The following is a 19,967-nucleotide window of genomic DNA, read 5'->3' on the forward strand; positions in this document are numbered from 1 at the left end:
GCGGGATACCGCCATTCTGTTTGGAAACAAACAGAATGCTATCGCTGCATAGTTGAACAGTGATGTTCAGCAGTGTTCAGCGTAAATGTATCAGGACGGCAGGCCAGAACTCAGCCAAAAGAGCACCCAGGGAGCTGCGGAAAGGAGGGGAATGAAGCGGATCCCACCCTGGGGATCCCCTTGAAGACAAGTGCTCCGCACCGCTGTCGCAACTGAGGATGGCAGGGTTGTGGCTACGCAACCGGATCTCTTTCTCCCCCTTGCTCTTCATGGATCAGCAGGGATCCACTCTTGAGCAACTGCTCGGCCAAACGGTGGTGCAGGGCATGGCCCGCCTTGTAGGCCACAATGTGCCCCTGCAGTCGGCAGCCCAGGAGGCTGAGATCTCCTAGTAAATCTATCAGCTTATGGCGCACCGGCTCATCTGGGTAGCGCAATGGCCCCAACCACTCGGTTTGGCTACAGACAATGGCATTTTCCAGGCTGCCCCCCTGGATTAGCCCCCGTTCCCGGGCCAGCTCCACATCCTGCTGGCGGGCGAAGGTGCGGGCCGGCGCAATGGACTGGACAAAATCCGGCCTGTTCTCCCTCCAGCTCAGCCACTGTTCTCCAATCGGGCAATCGGCAAAATCGATGCCATAGGTAAAGCGGGCTGTAGGATGGGGGAGGGCGCTGACAAAGGCTTCCCCCGCCCAGACAGTGACCGGTTCTTGGATCACCCCCAGCAGGGCTGGCTGATCTTGGGCCTGGATCCCGGCCTGGGCAATGGCCTCTACAAAGGGCAGGGCAGAGCCATCCAGAATCGGCAGCTCCGGCCCCTCCACCTCGATGCGGCAGTTGTCAATGCCCAGGATGTAAAGGGCGGCCAGCAGGTGTTCCACCGTCTGCACTTGAACAGAGGGGGATCCCTGCTGCAACAGGGTGCAGAGATGGGCAGGGGCCAGGGATCCCAACCGAGCCGGGATCTCAGGGGATCCCGGTTGATCCACCCGCACAAAAACCCGACCGCTGCCGGCAGGAGCTGGATGCAGACTGCAGCCAATTGGCAGGCCGGTGTGCAGGCCAACGCCTTCTAGGGCAATAGAGCTGGCTAAGGTGTGTTGCCGGCCTCTCATCGTGCTCCGCAGCGCTAGTGCAAACGCTCTTGGCCCTGGTCGAAAACGCGGTAATACAGCTCCCGATAGCCCACGCGCAGGTTGCTGCTGGCATCTGCCAACTTGGCTTTGTGGCTGCGGGTGCCGTAGGCGCTGAACACCTCGTAGGTATCTCCCTCAAAGAAAAAGGAAGAGACATCGGACACCTCTTCGCCCCCCAGCAACTGCCAGCGCCCCTGGCGAAACTGCAGCCGGTAGTGGGCTTTATCCAAGCTGCCGGAAGGACGGTCGATAATGGCGTCGATGCTGCCCTCGTAGAACGGCTCGGCACCACCATTGGGGATGGATATGTCCACAGGCCACACGTCCACAGCGATATCTCGGTAGCGGCAGTTGGGCCGGTTGCACAGGCGAATTGAGCGCATGGCCTCGGCAATGGCTTCCAGCCGCTGCCGCGCTACGGTCAGGGAAAGGTGCTCTATACCCCCATCGCGAGCGAGCTGGGGCGACACCTGAGCCGCCTCTGCCACTGTGGAGGGCAACGAATGGTCAGCCAACGCCGGGGATCCCCAGCAGCATCCCACCAACACCAGACAAATCAAGCTCAGCCAACAACGGTATGCGGATCCCATGGATGCAATCTATGACAAAATCAAGCTCCTCTTCTCTACTCTAGGCACTCTGGGGGATCCCAACCTGATGCCGATATTACCCCACTCTGGCCCTGAACAACTGGCGCAGGTACGGCTTGTATTGGTGCAGCCGGCTGGGCCGCGCAACCTCGGCGCCATTGCCCGCGTGATGAAAAACATGGGCTTCAGGCAGTGGGTGCTGGTGGATCCCCAATGCGATCCCCTCGATATGGAAGCGATCACCACAGCCGTGCATGGGGCAGACCTGCTCCATCAAGCCCAGAAGGTGCAAACTTTGCCCGAAGCCCTGCAAGGGTGTGTGCAGGTTTTCGGGACAACGGGGCGCAGCCAAACCTACCCACCCGAATGGCAAATTCAGTCCCCCCGCCAAGCCTTTCCCGCTCTGCTGGCCGCCGGCCCTGCCGCCCTCGTGTTTGGCCCCGAAGATCGCGGCTTGAGCAACGAGGAGCTGGCCCTTTGCCATCGCCAGATCCAGATCCCCACCGATGCGACCTATCCCTCTTTAAACTTGGCCCAAGCCGTGGCCATTTGTTGCTATGAGCTGTACACCCTCGTCTGCCAGAGCCCTTCCCCTGCTCCTCCTATGCCCTCGCCTCAAAGGCTTGCCCCCTTCGAGCTGCTGGAGGGATTTTTCGACCACTTAGAAGCGCTGTTGCTGCAAATTGGCTACCTGCACCCCCACACAGCCCGCCGCAAAATGCTCAAGTTTCGCGCCCTGTTCCAGCGAGCCGGCCTGACCGTAGCCGAGGTGGCCTTGTTGCGCGGGATCCTGCGGCAACTGCAATGGAGCCAGGGATGCTCTCGTCAGGAACCTCTGGAAGCAAATGCAGCTCCCGTCCCGCCGACGCAACCAGATTCCAGCAGGACCCCATCTTGACCCCAAGGCTGGGCCTCCAGCCCCGCCCTACCGCTACCGGAAGCAAGCTAGAAGGGCGGCTTCCTGCTTTCAGGCGGCGCGGAGCGCTTGTCAAGAATCTTGAGGCTTTGGCCGTGGGAGAATATCGGAGAATATCAATGCTAGAGCTTAAGGGTGGCGCGGGGATCGTAGGATTGAACCCGCTGCAGCCTTTCGTAAAGTTCTCGCTCTTCTTCGGAGATCTGGGTGGGCAAATGGATCTGCACCACCACGTAAAAATCCCCCCGTTCTCCGTTGCCTTTGGGAAATCCCCTTTCCGCCAGCCGCAACTTTCGCCCCGGCTGCATGCCAGGTGGGATCCGCAGCTTCACCACCCCATCCAAGGTGGGCACCTCCACCTGGGCGCCCAAAACCGCTTCGCTGGGGCTGATGGGCAGATCGCAGTAAACGTCGAATCCCTCTAGGCGATAGAAGGGGTGGTCTTTCAGCTCAATTTTAAGGTACAGATCACCGGCACCGCCGTTGGGGTTGGGGTGGCCTTGGCCGCGCAGGCGAATCCGCTTCCCTGGCGTAATTCCCGGCGGGATGTTTACCTCGAGCACGCGATCCCCGCCCACCCGCAGACGGCGCTTGCCCCCCTCAAAAGCTTCTGGAATGCTGATCTGGATGGTGGCCTCAGCATCGTAACTGGTGTTGCCAGTGGATCCCGAAAATCCGCTGCTGCGGTCTGTGGTTTGGCTGCGCACCCGGCCCAGCAGTTGATCGATGAAGTCTTGAAAATCATCAAATTGGCTGAAATCGACGCCACTCCCCCCAAATCCGCTCCCCCCAAAGTCTTGGCTGAAGGGGCTGCTGCTGTAGGTGTAGGCATCGCGGCTGGAGCGAAACCCGCCCTGCTGATAGTATTGGCCAAATTGGTCGTATTGCCTGCGCTTGCTGGGATCCGAGAGAACTTCGTAGGCTTCGTTAATGTCTTTGAATTTCTCTTCAGCCGCTTTGTCGTTGGGGTTGACATCTGGGTGATACTTGCGGGCTAGGCGCCGATAGGCTTGTTTCACCTCATCGGCAGTGGCCGTTTTGCTGACCCCCAAAATCTTGTAGTAGTCCTTAAAGTTTTGCATGGAGGCGTCCGCAGGCAAATCGCTGAGAGTGGGCAGAAAACCACGAGGCTAGGCGTCCCCGGCAAGGGCTCCTTCCCTCCGACCTACTGAAGAAAATGAGGAGGCGGGCTAGACGCCATCGCCCATCCCGTCCCTCCTCATTATCGGCGCTACAAGTAAGGGCGGGATCCGCCCTGGGCCCGCGGCCCACGGAGGGATCCCTGAGCAGTCACTTGCTCTCGGTGAAGTCGGCATCGATCACATCATCGCTGCCGCCGGAGGTTTTCCCTGAGCCGGGAGTGGAGCCAGAGGAGGCCCCCGGCTGTTGATACAGCTCGCTGCTCATGGCGTAGAGAGCCTCTTGCAGCTCCCGCTCTTTGCTCTGGATGGCGCTGTCGTCCTCCCGCTGGATGGCCTCCCGCAGTTCTCGCACCAGAGTCTCGATTTGGCTGCGTTTGCTGGAGGAGATCTTGTCGCCCAACTCCTTCAACTGCCGCTCGGCTTGGTAGGCCAGCGAGTCGGCCTTGTTGCGGCGCTCAATTTTCTCCCGGCGGGCCCGGTCTTCGGCAGCGTATTTTTCTGCCTCAGCAATCATGCGCTCCACCTCTTTGCTATCCAAAGTAGAGGCGCCGGTGATGGAGATGCTCTGCTCTTTGCCGCTGCCTTTGTCTTTGGCCGTCACCTTGAGGATGCCGTTGGCGTCGATGTCGAAGGTGACCTCGATCTGCGGCACACCGCGGGGGGCCGGCGGGATCCCGTCCAGCTTGAAGCGGCCCAGAGATTTGTTGTCGCGGGCCAGCTCCCGCTCCCCTTGCACCACGTGGATTTCCACAGAGGTCTGCCCATCTTCGGCAGTGGAGAAGATCTCCGACTTGCGGGTGGGGATGGTGGTGTTGCGCGGGATGAGCTTGGTGGCCACGCCGCCCAGGGTTTCCACCCCCAAGGACAAGGGGGTGACATCCAGCAGCAGCACGTCTTTGACTTCGCCCGCCAGCACACCCGCTTGGATGGCCGCCCCAACCGCCACCACCTCATCGGGGTTGACACTTTGGTTGGGTTCTTTGCCCAGCAGCTCCCTCACCAGCCGCTGCACTGCCGGAATGCGGGTGGATCCCCCCACCAGCACCACTTCGTTGATGTCGGCCTTGGTGAGCTTGGCATCCCGCAGGGCTTGTTCCACCGGCCCCTTGCAGCGCTCCAGCAGGTCGGCACAGAGGTGTTCAAATTGAGCGCGGGAGAGCTTCAGCTCCAGGTGTTTGGGCCCATCGGCAGTGGCAGTGATGAAGGGCAGGTTGATGGTGGTTTCGGAAACGCTGGACAGCTCGATCTTGGCTTTTTCCGCAGCTTCCGTTAGCCGTTGCAGCGCCTGCCGGTCTTGCCGCAGGTCGATCCCTTCCATTTGCTTAAACTGCTCGGCCATCCAATCGACGATCTTCTTGTCGAAGTCATCGCCGCCCAACTGCGTATCGCCGCTGGTGGATTTCACCTCGAAAACGCCATCCCCCACTTCCAGGATGGACACGTCGAAGGTGCCGCCGCCCAGGTCGAAGACGAGGATGGTCTCGTTGTTGCGCTTGTCCAAGCCGTAGGCCAAAGAGGCTGCTGTCGGCTCGTTGATGATGCGCAGCACTTCCAAACCGGCAATGCGGCCCGCATCTTTGGTGGCCTGCCGCTGCGAGTCATTAAAGTAAGCAGGAACCGTGATCACCGCTTGGGTGACCGGTTGGCCCAGGTAGCGGCTGGCATCATCCGCTAGCTTGCGCAGCACCATGGCCGAGATCTCTTCGGGCGCAAATTCCTTGTTCAGGCGGGGGGCGTACAGTTTGACATTGCCCCGCTCATCCCGCCGTACCTGGTAGGAGACCCGCTTGGAGTCGGCATTCAGCTCATCGTACCTACGACCGATGAACCGCTTAACGGAGTAGAACGTGTTTTCCGGGTTGAGCACCGCTTGGCGGCGGGCCATTTGGCCCACCAGGCGCTCTCCATCTTTGGTGAAGGCGACCACCGAGGGTGTGGTGCGAGTACCCTCAGCATTGGCGATGACGGTGGGGACACCCCCCTCCATTACGGCGACAACCGAGTTGGTTGTGCCCAGGTCAATTCCTACAACTTTTCCCATCGGCTCCTTATTCTCCTCTTCTTGAGTACATTGCTTCGGTTACCGCCGCCAGCCTGTGTGAAGTAGCTTGGGCAGCCAATCTGTGAAAATCCGGCAGATGCTTGGTCACTTCCTGGGTCGATCCTAACCAGCTGGTTGGCGAGGCCAGGGCGAGAATGCCGCCCATTTCTCGGGGCTGAAGGGCAAACCGGTTACGGATCTCCGTACCTGCAGCAGCCTTGCTTTCGGTGCCGCTTGGGGTATGGCCTGGGTTGGCAGCTATTGGCAACTCTTGGGGGACTGCTGCCAGGCTAGCTCTGGATAAGCTGCAGCGCCTCCAGGCCGCGGTTCACAACGGTTGCGGCCAGGGGCAGGTAGCCCATCTCCTCGGCCAGGGCTTGTCCTTCGGTAAGGGCCCAGCCGAGCACAGCTTGCAGGGCGGCGGCCATGGCGGGATCCGAGTACCGGCGGTAGGTCAGGATCCAGGTGTAGGTGACGATGGGATACGCTCCAGGGCCAGCGGGATCCGGCACAAAAGCCCGCAGGTTTTCCGGCAGCTCAATTTCGCTCAAGGCCAGGGCCGAGGCTTCCGGGGAGGGGAGAATGAACTCGCCGCGGCGGTTCTCCAGAGCTGCCACCGACAGATCCAGCTCGCGGGCATAGACCGACTCCACGTAGCCGATCACCCCTTCGCTGAGGAGCATTTGGGCGCTCATGCCCTCGTTGCCTTTCACCCCAATGCCCACCGGCCACTCCAGCGACATGCCAGCACCGACTTCCGAGGCCCAAGCCGGATCGATGGCCGCCAGGTGGCGGGTAAAGGTATCGGTGGTGCCGCTGCCATCGGAGCGGTAGCAGACGGTGATGGGCAGATCGGGAATGGTTAGCTCCGGGTTCAGGGCCAGGATCTCCGGATCCCGCCACTGGTCGATTTGGCCGCGAAAGATCTTCACCAAAACGGGTCGAGACAGCTTGAGTCCAGAAGGGATCCCCGGCAGGTTGTAGCCTACGGCAATGCTGCCTGCGGTCATCGGGATCATCACCACACCCCGCTTCACCTCGGCGATCTCGGCATCGGTCATGGCCACATCACTGGCGCCAAAGTCCACTGTCTGGTCAATAAATTGCCGGATCCCAGCGGCGCTGCCCACCGGTTGGAAATTGATCTCCACCTTGGGATCCACCTGGCGGTAATCGGAAAACCAGCGCAAGTAAAGAGGAGCCGGAAAGGTGGACCCGGCTCCGTTGATCAGCAAAACTTTGTCGGCGGGCTGGCTGCGGGAGGCAGGAACAGGATCCCTGCCGCTGGGTTGGTCAGAACGGGATCCCCTTTGGCAGGCGCTCAAGGTAGCGCCGGTGGCCAATAAAGAAAGCAACACTTCTCGGCGACGGAAGCGGGGCAGTTGAGCCATGGTTCAGGTTCTCCGAGGTCACCGCCCCGATCCTTGTCTTGCCCACGGGGCCCTGTCAAGGGTTGCCGGCGAGAGCTCTTGGGATCCCGTGCGTGGCCCACTTTCCCCAGGTGGCTGTCTTTTCCCTCTGCGCCATCCCCGTATTCCTCGCTACGCTTCCCAGCAAAAGTCGGGATCCGACCCAAGCTCAGAAAGGAGAGACGGAAAACGGAGAATTCAAGAGAAAAATCAAGAAAAACAGTGAAAACAAGAGATTGAGCGAGCTGAGTTCTGCGGCAGTTGCACAGAGATCCTCAAGCCAAAGCCTTGTCTGGCAAGGCTTAGCGGTTTTTGGGCCTGAGTCCCCCCGCACCAGAAAAATCTTGACATATTCTGGAATATGGCAATATATTGTGGATTCTGTGCAGAAATCCTGCGCTGTTCACATCTCGGTATCTGGGGGACTACTATGCCGACTTTGACTCGTTCTCCCTGGACACTGCGAGACAGCGAAAAGCTCTATCGCATCTCAGGTTGGGGGGATCCCTACTTCCGTATCAACGCCGCCGGTCATGTGGAGGTGACCCCACAGGGCTTACAGCAGCAGGAACCGGGCATTGACCTGTACCACTTGGTGATGGATCTGGTGGCGCGGGGCCTGCAGTTGCCCCTCTTGATTCGCTTTCCCGAGATCGTGGCCGACCGCATGCGGCAAATTTGCGAGAGCTTTCAGCAGGCCATCCAGCGCTTTGGCTACCCCAACGTCTATCGGGGGGTTTACCCCGTTAAGGTGAACCAGCAGCGCCACCTGGTAGAAGAAGTGGTGAAACACGGTCGCGCCTACCACTTTGGCCTGGAGGCGGGATCCAAGCCGGAGCTGTTGATTGCCCTAGCTTTGCTGGATACTCCCGGGGCTTTGCTGATCTGCAACGGCTACAAAGACCGGGATTTTATGGAGACGGCTCTCTTGGCCCAGCGGCTGGGGCGCACCCCGATCATCGTTTTGGAGCGGCTGCAAGAGCTGGAGCTGGTGCTGGAGGCTGCCGACCAACTGGGCATCGACCCCATCTTGGGGGTACGGGCCAAGCTCTCCGCCCAGGGCAGTGGACGCTGGGGCACCTCGGCTGGGGATCGGGCTAAGTTCGGCCTCACGGCCACCGAGATTTTGCAAGTGGTGGAACGGCTGCGGGAAGCGGGCAAGCTGCATTGTCTACGCCTGTTGCACTACCACATCGGCTCCCAGATCTCGATGGTGAGCGTGCATGGACGGGCCGTGCGGGAGGCCAGCCAAATCTACATCGAGCTGGTCAAGCTGGGGGCCCCCATGGGCTACCTGGATATCGGCGGCGGCTTGGGGGTCGATTACGACGGATCCCAGTCCCCCAATCCTTTTTCCCAGAGCTACAGCATGGAGGACTACGCCGCCACCGTGGTGCAGACCGTGCTGACCGCCCTGGAACCCCACGGGATCCAGCCGCCGGTACTGGTGACCGAAAGCGGACGCGCCCTCATGTCCCACCAGTCGGTGCTGGTGTTTGACGTGCAAGATGTCAACGCCGCCAGCCCCTACCCCATGCCCACCCAGCTTACTTCCGATGCAGAGGTGATCCAGAAGCTAAACCAGCTCTACTACCAAATCCAGCCCGATACTCTGGTGGTCAACTATCGCCGTTGTCAGGAGCTGAAGGAGGCCGCCCTGCGTCAGTTCACCGAGGGATCCCTCAGCTTGCAGGAGCGGGCCGAGGTGGAACGCCTGTTTTGGAACTGCTCCGACAAGATCTGCACCTTGGCCTACGAGCAGCACCAAGCGGGGCATCCGGTGGCGGTGGATCTCTTGGATCTGGACGAAATGTTGGCCAGCATCTACTACGGCAATTTCTCCCTGTTCCAATCCCTGCCGGATAGCTGGGCCATCGACCAGGTCTTCCCCATCATGCCGATTCATCGTCTGGATGAGGAGCCACGCCAATGGGCCACCCTGGCGGATCTCACCTGCGACAGCGACGGCAAGATCAACCGCTTCTTCGGCGAAGATGGGCAGATCACCTCGGTCTTGCCGCTGCACGACCCCAACGGACATCCCTACCTGCTGGGGGTGTTTCTGGGGGGCGCTTACCAGGAGATTCTCGGAGATCTGCACAACCTGTTTGGCGATACCAACGCGGTGCATATCCGCTCCCGCCCCGGCGGCTACCACGTTTCCCAAGTCATCAAGGGGGACACCATTGGCGAAGTGCTGAGCTGGGTGCAGTACAACAGCGAAGATCTGGTGGAGACCCTCCACCACGCCACCGAAGCCGCCCTACAACGGGGGCAGATCACGCTGGATCAAGCCCGCGCCTTGCAGCAGCACTTTGAAGACAATCTGCGGGCCTACACCTACTTGCACTGAAGGTGGTGTTCCTCGAAAAAATCCCTAAAACCAAACAGGGATCCCGGCCTAAAACCGGGATCCTTTTTGCTTCCAGATCAAACCAAATCAAAACCAGATCAAAAATTTGTCGATCACAGATGCACCGGACTGTCCAAAGCCAAGTTAATCGTTTGGTTAGGGCGCAACACCACGACTTGAGGTGCTGTGATATTGCCCACCGCCACTCCGGCTCCGGCTCCGCCAATAACCCCTAAAGCAGAAACGCCTCCTGTGAGCAAGCCCAGCACCGTACCCCCCACAGCACCAATGGCTGCATCTTGAGCAATCGCTTCGGCAGAATAGTGGCGCGGGTCTTTCTCAGTGTGGATCAAATCAGTGGATCAAATCAGAAGACATCTGCACCGAGTAAAGTCGCCCATTGGCAATCAAAGCTGTGCCGAAGAACCTGGCCCCTCCCTGAGTCGGTCGCAAGCTGCCTCGCACCTCGCTGCCTGCTGGAATCGCCAATTGGCCGCTGCCGTTGTAGATGTCCTGGGCTACCCGCAGGGTAAGTGGGTGGGTGCTGTTGGGAGTAAACTACCCGGCTCCGACCGCTAAGCGGTACGGAGCGGGCTTTCAGTAGCCCTGAGCCTGCTCTGCTCTACCAGAGAACAAAACAAGCCCGGACCTCTAGGCTGGTTTACGACAGCCCCCAAAAGCGCAATCACATTCGCACCATTCAAATCCGCATCCCCTTCCCATCCACAGTGCCCACACTTGAACGACTTGCCACTGCGGTAGGATTGCGCAGGATCGGGATGGATATGCAAACACTTGTGGCAGGTCTGCGACGTGTAGGCGGGCGGCACAAGAATCAGAGAAACCCCTGCAACCCTTGCCTTGTACTCCAGAAACTGACGTAGTTGGTAGAACGCCCAACTGTTGGTTCTGCGCCGCTCGGCTTTGCTGCGCGGCTGTTGATTGACCCTTTCCCGGATCCCTGTCAGGTCTTCCAGAGCAATAGCGCTGTTTGTGGTCTTTGCCCTAGAGACAATAGCTTTGGAGATGCGATGATTGACCCACACTTGAAAGCGTCTCTCCTTGCCAGACAGCCGTTGCAGCAGTTCTCTGCATCTGCGCCGCGAACTGCGTGTGCCCTTACTGGCTTTGCGTTGGAGTGCCGCCCTCAACCGGGAGTAGTGGTCGCGGACTCTGTTCAACTGCTGTCCATTCCAGTTGTCCCCGTCTGACGTATGGGCAATATCTGTCCTTCCAAAGTCCACCCCGATCACCTCGTCGGTATCTTGTTGCTTGGGTGGTTTTTTCTCTACGCAAATCTGGATGTAGTAGGAGCCATCTTTGCGCTTGACCAGCGTGGCAGATTTGGGGTTGGAACCAGCCAGCATTCCCCTCTGGTAGTTACCAATGGCTAGCTCAAAGCGTTCTCTCCCTTCCACCGTGGTCAGCGACACCGTCCAGTCTTTTTGACGGAACGAAAAGATGCGAGCGTCGTAGGTAACAAAGCCGCTCTTAAACTCCTTGACGGGACGCTTTTTCTGCTTAGCCACTTTGCGGGAACCCGCTACCCGTCTGCACACCTGTTGAGCCAAGTTACTGGACAAGCCAAACCGGGCTCGAATCTCGTAGTAGCAAAGGGATTGCAGCTTGACCGCGTTGACGATCTTCTCCGGCGTGTTCTGGTTGACCCAATTCAAGGCTTGGCCAAAAGCCTCCATCGTCGCGTCCAATTTGGCGGCTTGCGACTGGGCTACCTTGAGCTTGCAGGAGACGGTCAGGACTTGGGTCATGGTTCTATTGTAACCTCGCATTCCTCCCGGCACTGACCCTACGGGTACAGTGCGGGGCTCCTGCGATTTCTAGCTGACTCTATAGAAAAGAAGATGGGAATTTCATGAATGCTAGAAAGGGATCCCCCGCTCGCTGCGACTTCACAGCCCCCAGGCCCTAAACAAAAAAAGACTGGCAGTGTGAGGTCTACCAGTCTGAGTCAGTTCCCTGTGAGTGAGCTGATGCCGTCGTTGCCAACGTCTTCAACCCGATTCCCAGTTTGTGTTGCTTTTTGCCATTTCGAAGTGATTCAGATCACTTGAAACTTGAGGAGCCCGCAGCTTTGGCGAGCACTCCTGTCCTGATTTCTTCGTACAGGGCTCCCCCATCCCCACCCCTATGAACCCTGAGGCGACAAAGAGAGCATCTCAAAACAAAGGCAACTGCTCCTCTTCCACTGGGGCAAGGCTTGAAGATCCCAGCTCCTCCCAGTTGGGGGCCCAGTCTTGTAAAGGATCCACATATTCCTCCAACAACTGACGGGCCGCGGCCAGCAAATCGTTGTGCAAGGGGGCCAGATCGCTGCGGTCGGCCAGATACTGCTCCAGAGCCGTCAGGGGCTCAAGTCGGCTGGGATCCCATCCCGGCAGACGGATGCGGCTGGGGCTGACCACTTCTGGGGCGATGGTGTAGCTAAAAGCAGGGGCAAGAGCGTTGTGCAGAGCCCGCTCATCAATGCACTCTAGCTGGTCGGGCCGTATGCGGTAGATCAACCGCAGGATGGAGCCGGCCACGGGGGCCTTGGCGATGGCGGCCAGCAGCTTGGACTGCGCCTGCTGGGGTGGATCTGCGCTCAGATCCAGGCGAATGGTGTGAAAGGTACGGGTTGGCAGGGGCAAAAATTCATAGCTGGCCCCCGTAGGGGTGACTTCCACCAGCACACAGCCTTTTTCCTCTTTTTCTTCGCCAAAATCCACCCGCTCAATGCTGCCGGGATAGAGCATCAAGGGATCCCGACACAGCACCTGGTGACGGTGTACATGCCCCAAGGCAACATATTGATAGGCAGGCCGAGCCAGCAGCGAAAGGGGCACCGTAAATCCTCTGCCCACCGAAAGATGGCGTTCTGCTCCGTAGCGGGCTGTCTCCACCATGACGTGAGCCAACAAAATCGCCGGGATCCCTGGCTGCAGGGTGCGGATCTCCCCTTCTAGGGCTAGGCGGAGGCGCTGCAGGAGCTGATGCGCGAGGATTTCCCCTTCAAGCGCCAAGCTTTCCTGTTGGGCGAGTAGAGCAGAGCGACTCAGCCAAGGTAAAGTGGTCACCTGCACCGGGCCACCGCGAGTTTCGATCCGATGAGTTTCCAGTCTGTCCCCCACAATAAAGCCTGAGACCCCCAAAGCGCGGTAGATAGCCAGGCTGTTGCCTCCCTGTCCCTGCCCGTACTGATCGTGGTTGCCCACCAACAGGACGGTTGGGATCCCTGCATCGGCCAGGCGGCGAAACTGTTGGGCAAAAAGCTCTTGATGGAGAGGGGGGGGTGTCGCATCGGGGAAAGCATCGCCCCCAAACAACACCAGATCCACCGCTTGGTTGAGAGCATGGTCAATGCACAAGCGCAAAGAAGCTACAAAATCTTCCAAACGGGTATTCAGGCCGGTAGCTGGGTTAATGTGGCCGTAGGCAAGACCACTGCCCAGATGAATGTCGGAAAGATGTAGCAACCTTACCATCTTGGGCGCTCTTGGAGACTTTGCAGCTCTCCCATCTGTTGGGATAAACCTTGCCGTTCGCGTTAGCGGGACGGAGTCCTTTGGTTGCCCAGAATGGCAAACCCAGGGTTGAACAATCTTTGCTTAGGCTTGGCGGCGGGGCCTGGCTCGATCCAAACGCAGAGGCCGGCCCATGAATTCCTGCCCGTTCGCGCTCTCGATGGCTTCGTCCTCCTCAGCTTCGGTTGCCAGATCCACAAACGCGAAGCCTCGTGTCTGACCTGTCTCTCGGTCTATCGGGATTGTAACCGACTTAACGTTCCACCTCTGCTGGAAGAAAGCTTTCAGTTCTTCTGTTGAGGCTTTATAGTTTAGGTTCCCCACAAAAATGGTCATGGCAATTCAAGCAAAGTAAGTCACCAATCAGCAAGGGTGGCAACAAAGCTCCAGAGTACTTCACTTCTATCATGGAGCCTTGCTAAGTCGCACAACGTGAAAGGATGTAAAGGGATCCCTGCCGGAAAATCTTCCCCCTTCCCCATCCAAAATGCACCTTTGTCCAACTTGACGGGCCTGTACTTTTCTGCCACTGGGTTGAGGTTCTCTGCCCTCGCCTCGGCCAAGCTCCCTTCCGGCACGTCGAGATCCGGCGTCTTGTCACGTTGTTGCGATTTGTTAAGATATGTATTATCCTGCTTGCACTACCTGGCCAGATCTGCGCTGTTGGAACTCTTTGCAGAACTCTCTACCTGAGCACTCTGAGGTGATAATGATGGATGAAACGCTAGAGCTCTCTTTGGAGCAGCAATTTCGCCAGCGGGCTTTCGAGACCTTGGTTTCTCGCATGAGCCCCGAGCAGGCCAAAGACATTTTGGTCAAACTGCACAAGCAAATGCTGTTGCAGGAGGCCACTTACCGCCAACTGCTGCGTCATTCCCTCAGCGCCTGATGCACGCCCTTTCGCTTCCCACCTGGTGGATTCACGTTGCCAGTGTTTTGGAGTGGATCGCTGCTGTTGTGCTCGTGTGGCAATTTGGGGAGCGAGTGGGCCGGCCCGAATGGCGAAGTTTGAGCTGGGCGATGCTGCCCGCTTTGTCGGGGGCAATGTGCGCAATCACCTGGCACTGGTTTGACAACGACCCCAAGTTGGACTGGGTGGTCACTGCACAGGCCAGCTTGACCTTGCTGGGCAACTGTACCCTGGCTTGGGCTGCCTACCGCATTTGGCGAGCTGAGAGAGCCGACGAGCCTGCACAGGAGGGGGATCCCGACTAGGCGATGAACAGTTTATTTGCCCTCTCTCTGTTCCCTTACTTGGTCTCTTTATTCTTTCTGTCGCGGCTGCGCCGGATCCCACGTTTGGCTTTGGTTGGATTTTGGCTGTTGTTGCTTTTTGTGGCCGTCAGCATCCCGGCAGGGCTGTACGCTCAGGTTCACTACGGCACTTCCCTGGCCAATGTGGATCCCTTGCATGGAGGGGCAGAGGCTTTTCTCACCCTCTCCAATATTTTGGTGGCCTTGGGCTTTAAGCAGGGAATTGACCAACAGGCCCAACGACTTCCAGAGGCTGGCGACGGCAACCCTGAGCCATGATCATCCCAAACAAGCCTCTACCCCCTCTCCAAAGGGAGAGGAGAGCTAGGCAACAATGGTTTCAGCACAACCAGGACTGAATGTAGAATGGGGATCCAGACCCGATACCTGCTGTTATTCTGTGAGATCTGCCGGATGGTGGCTACCCTTTCTGTTGCTGTTCCCAAAGTGAAGCTGAAGCATCCGCCCCTGCACATTTATCGCATGGGGGACAAGGTGCTGCGGCAGCCGGCCAAGCGCATCAGCCAGGTCAACGACGAGATCCGCCAGCTTGCCCGGGACATGCTGCAGACCATGTACAGCTTCGATGGGATTGGTCTGGCGGCTCCGCAGGTTGGCATTCCCAAGCGCATGATTGTGGTGGATCTTTATCCCGATAAGCCGGAGGTGCCACCGCTGGTGCTGATCAACCCGGAGATCCGGGAGTACATTGGCGAGGCCGTTGCCGGGCAGGAGGGTTGTCTAAGCATTCCGGGGGTGTTTTGCGAGGTCGTGCGCCCAGAAGGGATTGTGGTTTCGTTTAAGGATGAAACGGGGCGGCCCCGCACCCTTCGAGCGGACGATTTGCTGGCGCGGGTGATCCAGCACGAAATCGACCACCTCAACGGCGTGTTGTTTGTGGATCACGTGGAAAACGAGCTGGTGCTGGATCAAGAGCTGCGCAAACACGGCTTCCAGATGCAGGATGTGCAACGCAAAGGCAAGCCCTCTGCTGTTCCCCGCTGAAGTTTTTCCAGACCGGTCCGGACGACTGTCGGTTTGGTTTAGTGTTGCAAGCGCTGGGCCAAGAGCTGCTCTTCCAGAGCGGCAATGCGGTTGTAGGCAGCGGTTAACTGGGCACTCAGGCGCTGTATTTGGGCTTCGGGGGCCAGCTCATGCCCCATGCTGCGGTTGCTCACCACGGTGGGTTCATCATCCAGCAGGAAGTTGTGGCTGCCATCTTCCACCAAGTCTGAGATTAGAACGCTGTAACGGGAGGGGGCGGGGGTGTTTTTTTTGGCTTCCTGGGTAGCCAGGAGAACGGCCACCACCTGCTCAGGCATCCGCTCGATGGCAGCTTTTAGCTCCTGTATTTGCGACTCCAGACGCTCAAGGTAGTGCTGCACTGCTTCGCTCATAGCTGCCCCAGTTTTCGACTACCTTCATTGAAAAAGGCAAATTTCGGATCCCCCCTTCTTCCCCCAGATCATTTAACGATTGCTTCCGGGAGGTGTTCCCCGAAACTCCTGGGTTCTCTCACAAGCCACAATTGAGGTGTGCATTTTCCGGAGATTTTGGTTTTCCGGTCATCCATTTCCGAAGCAAAAAGCTGTGCAGATGCAGGATGCTGTTCAGGGATCCCGACCGCGAGGCTATACCTTGCCGGTTTTCGCCGTTGCTTCGGCCAGAGCTGCTCTTCACCACCTTCTGGGGATCCCTTTGGAGAAGGAAGGGGGGCGCTTGGCGATTGCGGTGCAGGCTGAGCCCCGGTCCCTTGAGGCTTGGATCCGGATCCCAGTGGAGCAGGTAGCTGCCTTGGAGAAGGCAACAGCTCTGGCCATTACCCGCTCGGATCCCGGCCCCCACCTGGATCTCACCCGCGACACGCCGGTCTGGGCTTGGGTGAGGTTGGAGGAGAGGGATCCCGAGGATCCCCCCTTGATCTTGGAAGCCGGGGAAGGGCTGGGGCGACGCACCGATGGCAGCCCGGCCATTTATGCCTATGCCCGCCGTTTGTTTGAGATCAATCTTTTGCCCGGGATCCCAGAGGGCTGCCGCCTGCGGGTGCGCATCATTTTGCCTGAAGGAAAGCTGCTGGCCGAGCGCACCTCCAATGCCGCTTTTGGGGTGCTGGAAGGGCTGGCCCTGTTGGGAACGCGGGCGGAGGTGGAGCCTTCCTCAAGTGTTGAGAGCTTAGAGCAAGCCCGCCAAGAGCTGCAACAAAAGTTGGAGCGGCACAAGCATTTGATCTTTTGCGTGGGCAGCCATGGGCAGCAGGTGGCGCTGCGGCAAGGGATCCCGGAAGACCAGATCCTGCGAGTAGCCAATTGGATAGGGCCGTTGCTGGTGGAAGCGGCGCTGCGGGGGGCGGAGTCCATTCATTTGATCGGCTACCACGGCAAGCTGATCAAGCTGGCAGGGGGGATCTTCACCACTTCCAGCCACGTGGCCGATGCCCGCTTGGAAATTCTGGCGGCAGCCCTGATCCGGCGTGGAGGAACAGCAGAACAGGCGCGGCAAGTGCTGGAGTTGCGGACAGTAGAGGCAGCGGTGCACTATCTGGATGGCCTTGGCTGGGCAGCACCCGTGATGCAGGAGTTGGCTCGCCAAATCCTGGAGCGAGCCACAGGCTATGTGCAAAAGTATGCCGGTCGATCCCTGCTGTTGGCGGTGACGTTGTTCGACCGACAGGGGCAAATCTGCGCCCAGGTGGGGATCCCATAATGAGGTCATTTCGATTGAGACGAGGACATTGCAATCCCCCCGGATCCTCAACCATTTTTCTCCCGAAGTGTCTTAAGCGCTCCGTGCCGCCAAAGGCAACCACCCCCGGCTCCTCTCCCTTTAGTCCGTGCTCCAAAAGTCAATCCCTCTGCTCGAAACCCGCTGAGCAACGGTGGATCCCGGCCAAGACCACATAGGAGAGCGTTACGGCTGAGGAAGCAGATCCACTTTCCCAGCCACTGCCAATCAGACTCAGGTTGGCACTAGGATCCCACACCTAGTTCCCGGAGATGTTGACACTATCCACCCGCCAGCGAGTGGCCGAGCCGGAAGCTGTACCAGAAGAGCGATAGCGGAAGGCAATGTAAACACGGTTGGAAGGCTGGATCCCAGCCAGAGAAATCGGGCCGGAGTCGACGAAGCTGCCCGTAGAGAGAGTGGGAATCGTCAGAGCAGTCCAAGTGGCTGCATTCACTGCCGCTGGAGTGCCTGCACCGCTGTAGTTGGTGGAGTAAAGAACGCTTAGTTGTTGCGAAGGAGGAAGGCCGTTATCGCTAAAAGAACTCTGATTGCGGAAGGTCAGAACTGGGTTGCTGACGGAAGCCAGGTTCAGAGGAGGAGTGATCAGCCAGTCATTACCCGGTTGCTGACCGTTGAAAGCGTTGGCCTCGGCAAGGGAGTTGACACAACGCCAGGAACGACTGGTGTCGCCGTCCACATCCACAATCTGCCAGCCGGCTGGAGCAGGGTTGCAGTTATCAAAGCCTTCAGTCAAAGGCAGGTTAACGGAAGGAGGAGTTGGTGTCGGTGTGGGCGTCGGCGTCGGTGTGGGCGTGGGCGTCGGTGTGGGCGTGGGCGTCGGTGTGGGCGTCGGCGTCGGTGTGGGCGTCGGCGTCGGTGTTGGGGCCGAAGTCAGGTTCAAGCCAACGAGCACCGGATCGTGGTCGGAAGAGCGGAAGGGATCGCTGGCGTAGAAGAGGCTCTGCTGAGAGGGACTCTTGAAGCTCAGGGTGTAGTCCAAGCTCACGGGCTCATCAGCGTTGATGTGCCACTTAGCTGAGCCTGTAACTTGGGGTCTCAGACTGCTGTTGGCCAGGGCATGATCCAGGGATCCCCACTGTCCTTGGAAGCTAAAGGAGTAGCTGTTGGAGCCATTGAGGTTGGTGAACCCGCCCGCCTCCAGAGTTTTGATCGGATCCTCCATAGCGTAGGAGTTGAGATCCCCCATAATCAACACATCCGGATCGGTGGAGCCAGTTGGATTGGTGGCGAGCCAGCTCAAGAGTTGCTGAGCGGCCCGGGTGCGGTTGCCGTTGCAATTGCCTTGGAAGGGATCGTTGTCAATAGGATCGCAGGGAGAAACCTTGGACTTGAAGTGGTTGACCACAACAGTGAAGGTGGCGTTGTTGCTCCGCTGCCGGAAGGTTACAGCCAGAGGAGGACGATGGAAGCGTCCGGGGCCTTGGGTGAATTCCCCTGTGTCCAGGAAGGCCGGGTTAGTGCCGGGGGCAATTTCAACCGTAGCTGGCTTGTAGATAAAGCCGTTGGTGATGGCATCGCCGCCCAGGTTGGGCACTCCAACATTCACAAAGGCGTAGGTTCCTGCCCCCATGACCTGGTTGAGCCCGTTCACCAAATCCTGAATGGAACTATTCGAACCGTATCCATCGTTTTCTAACTCGTTGAGGCCTACGATATCGGCATCCATGCGGCGAATAGCCTCGATGAGCTTATCCCGCTGGCGGGTGAACTCGGTGGCGTTGCTGGCTCCCCGACAGGAGGAGTTATTGGGGAAGCAGGCGTTGCCGAAGGTGTTGAAGTAGTTGAACAGGTTAAAGCTAGCTACCCTCAGGGAGCCCCCTACTGAGGGTGGGTTTTGCGGGCGAGGGTTGGTGGCTGTAAACCTGGGCAAGTTGTTGGGATCATTGGGGTGGATACGGTAGTCGATGGTCGCATCCACATCGCCACTGACATTCCGGCCTCGCAACTGGGTCATGATCCCGGTGATGTTGCTGACGCGATCGCCGCCGCGCACAGTGTTAGCCGCGCTCAGGCCACCCGGAGTGGGGTAGATAACCGGATCTGGGTTTTGGGTGAGCAGCCGGTCATCAATGCGAATCCGCTTTCGGTCGTTTTCCGCTTGAATGGCAGCTGCCTGGCTGGGAGCCGCAATTTGCGTAGGAGTGAACAACCGCTCTGTGGCCACACTCAGCTCCCCGTGGCGTCCCAGCAAGAAGGAGTCGGTTACAAACAGGGGCTGATTTCCAAATGTGACCAGCATTCCTTCCAGAGCTTCCCTTTGCTCCGCAGTCAGCGGTAGAGAGATCTGCACTGGGGCCGGCAACGGATTGTCAGAGCTACAGACAGTAAAGCTGGTGACGTTGGAGAGCTGGGTTTGCTGGCGGAACTCAGCAACTGTTCCGGTCACCTGAACCCTATCCCCAAGCCTGACGTTATTAGCTGTGCCACTGAAAACGAAGATGCCATCTGATGTGGCGGGATTCCCGTCACCATCATCTTGTAGGTAGTAGCCCTGGAGATAGGTTTGGCCAGCCACCCCCTCATTTTCAAAGTCTCCTACTACGATTCCAGAAACCGTGACTGTTTGGTTCACCAGGGGGGAAGTGAAGCCAGTGCCCTGGACAGTGCCAACTGGGATCAGGTTGGCGTTGGGATCACAGCCTCCCGGCGTGGGCGTCGGTGTTGGCGTGGCTGTGGGTGTTGAAGTCGGGGTCGGTGCTGGCACAGGTGTAAGTATTGGCAAAAGAGTTCTTCTGGAGCCGCGCCCTTGCAGAGAAACCAAAAGCACCAAACCAAAAACTAGCACCGCAATTGATTGGGCAACACGACGCGAAGTAACCCTAGACCACATCTGCTTCACTCCTCCCGAAACTTCAAAGGA

The 19,967-nt window shown here is 58.6% G+C and carries 18 protein-coding genes; 7 read left to right on the forward strand and 11 right to left on the reverse strand.

The window, feature by feature from the left end; translation table 11 throughout:
• Positions 1–233: 233 nt before the first annotated feature.
• Positions 234–1,115, reverse strand: coding sequence for a UDP-3-O-acyl-N-acetylglucosamine deacetylase (lpxC, locus tag ACVWYY_RS07555; RefSeq protein ID WP_457403693.1), 882 nt, complete (start codon positions 1,113–1,115; stop codon positions 234–236).
• Between the two features lie 14 nt (positions 1,116–1,129).
• On the reverse strand, positions 1,130–1,726 hold the full coding sequence (locus ACVWYY_RS07560; RefSeq protein ID WP_457403694.1) for a hypothetical protein: 597 nt from the start codon (positions 1,724–1,726) through the stop codon (positions 1,130–1,132).
• Between the two features lie 67 nt (positions 1,727–1,793).
• Here ACVWYY_RS07560 and ACVWYY_RS07565 point away from each other — a divergent pair, with 67 nt between their 5' ends.
• Positions 1,794–2,624, forward strand: coding sequence for an RNA methyltransferase (locus ACVWYY_RS07565; RefSeq protein WP_457403705.1), 831 nt, complete (start codon positions 1,794–1,796; stop codon positions 2,622–2,624).
• Between the two features lie 140 nt (positions 2,625–2,764).
• Here the strand turns inward: ACVWYY_RS07565 and ACVWYY_RS07570 are convergent, their stop codons facing one another.
• From ACVWYY_RS07570 to pstS, 3 genes are all read right to left on the reverse strand, one after another.
• On the reverse strand, positions 2,765–3,724 hold the full coding sequence (locus tag ACVWYY_RS07570) for a DnaJ C-terminal domain-containing protein (RefSeq protein WP_414382310.1): 960 nt from the start codon (positions 3,722–3,724) through the stop codon (positions 2,765–2,767).
• Between the two features lie 208 nt (positions 3,725–3,932).
• A complete protein-coding gene (dnaK, locus tag ACVWYY_RS07575) occupies positions 3,933–5,825 on the reverse strand; it encodes a molecular chaperone DnaK (RefSeq protein WP_457403695.1) in 1,893 nt (630 codons plus the stop codon).
• A 290-nt stretch (positions 5,826–6,115) separates the two neighbouring features.
• On the reverse strand, positions 6,116–7,216 hold the full coding sequence (gene pstS, locus ACVWYY_RS07580) for a phosphate ABC transporter substrate-binding protein PstS (protein WP_457403697.1): 1,101 nt from the start codon (positions 7,214–7,216) through the stop codon (positions 6,116–6,118).
• A 448-nt stretch (positions 7,217–7,664) separates the two neighbouring features.
• Between pstS and speA the strand changes: the two genes are divergently transcribed.
• Entirely contained in the window at positions 7,665–9,587 is a 1,923-nt protein-coding gene (gene speA, locus ACVWYY_RS07585) for a biosynthetic arginine decarboxylase (RefSeq protein WP_457403698.1), read from the forward strand.
• A gap of 113 nt (positions 9,588–9,700) precedes the next feature.
• Here speA and ACVWYY_RS07590 read toward each other — a convergent pair whose 3' ends face one another.
• The 4 genes from ACVWYY_RS07590 to ACVWYY_RS07605 form a co-directional block, all read right to left on the reverse strand.
• Positions 9,701–9,940: a hypothetical protein gene (locus ACVWYY_RS07590; protein WP_457440087.1), complete on the reverse strand. Its 240-nt coding sequence runs from the start codon at positions 9,938–9,940 to the stop codon at positions 9,701–9,703.
• A gap of 222 nt (positions 9,941–10,162) precedes the next feature.
• A complete protein-coding gene (locus ACVWYY_RS07595; RefSeq protein ID WP_457440089.1) occupies positions 10,163–11,356 on the reverse strand; it encodes an RNA-guided endonuclease InsQ/TnpB family protein in 1,194 nt (397 codons plus the stop codon).
• Positions 11,357–11,764: 408 nt separating this feature from the next.
• The gene (locus ACVWYY_RS07600) at positions 11,765–13,069 is read right to left on the reverse strand and encodes a metallophosphoesterase family protein (RefSeq protein WP_414417917.1); all 1,305 of its coding nucleotides are present in this window, start codon (positions 13,067–13,069) and stop codon (positions 11,765–11,767) included.
• A gap of 123 nt (positions 13,070–13,192) precedes the next feature.
• Positions 13,193–13,444, reverse strand: a complete 252-nt coding sequence (locus ACVWYY_RS07605) for an RNA recognition motif domain-containing protein (RefSeq protein ID WP_011434316.1) — start codon at positions 13,442–13,444, stop codon at positions 13,193–13,195.
• Positions 13,445–13,820: 376 nt separating this feature from the next.
• On the opposite strand from ACVWYY_RS07605, the gene ACVWYY_RS07610 reads away from it, so the two are divergent.
• From ACVWYY_RS07610 to def, 4 genes are all read left to right on the forward strand, one after another.
• Complete coding sequence (locus ACVWYY_RS07610) at positions 13,821–13,997, forward strand: NblA/ycf18 family protein (protein WP_041437678.1); 177 nt, start codon at positions 13,821–13,823, stop codon at positions 13,995–13,997.
• Positions 13,997–14,323, forward strand: coding sequence for a DUF2499 domain-containing protein (locus ACVWYY_RS07615; protein ID WP_457440091.1), 327 nt, complete (start codon positions 13,997–13,999; stop codon positions 14,321–14,323). The genes ACVWYY_RS07610 and ACVWYY_RS07615 overlap by 1 nt, the downstream gene beginning before the upstream one ends.
• Positions 14,324–14,326: 3 nt before the next feature.
• A complete protein-coding gene (locus ACVWYY_RS07620) occupies positions 14,327–14,641 on the forward strand; it encodes a DUF3593 domain-containing protein (RefSeq protein WP_457440093.1) in 315 nt (104 codons plus the stop codon).
• Between the two features lie 135 nt (positions 14,642–14,776).
• Positions 14,777–15,367 (forward strand): peptide deformylase, encoded by a 591-nt coding sequence (gene def / locus ACVWYY_RS07625; RefSeq protein ID WP_414350211.1) that lies wholly within the window; start codon positions 14,777–14,779, stop codon positions 15,365–15,367.
• A gap of 38 nt (positions 15,368–15,405) precedes the next feature.
• On the opposite strand, the gene ACVWYY_RS07630 is transcribed toward def, so the two are convergent.
• Entirely contained in the window at positions 15,406–15,759 is a 354-nt protein-coding gene (locus ACVWYY_RS07630; protein WP_414350209.1) for a hypothetical protein, read from the reverse strand.
• A gap of 199 nt (positions 15,760–15,958) precedes the next feature.
• Between ACVWYY_RS07630 and cbiD the strand changes: the two genes are divergently transcribed.
• Positions 15,959–17,065 carry a cobalt-precorrin-5B (C(1))-methyltransferase CbiD gene (gene cbiD, locus ACVWYY_RS07635; protein ID WP_457440096.1) on the forward strand — a complete coding sequence of 369 codons (1,107 nt, stop codon included), beginning with the start codon at positions 15,959–15,961 and terminating at the stop codon, positions 17,063–17,065.
• Positions 17,066–17,342: 277 nt separating this feature from the next.
• On the opposite strand, the gene ACVWYY_RS07640 is transcribed toward cbiD, so the two are convergent.
• Complete coding sequence (locus ACVWYY_RS07640; RefSeq protein ID WP_457440098.1) at positions 17,343–19,937, reverse strand: ExeM/NucH family extracellular endonuclease; 2,595 nt, start codon at positions 19,935–19,937, stop codon at positions 17,343–17,345.
• Positions 19,938–19,967 lie beyond the last annotated feature (30 nt).

The sequence above is a fragment of the Thermostichus sp. MS-CIW-34 genome (assembly GCF_054060435.1).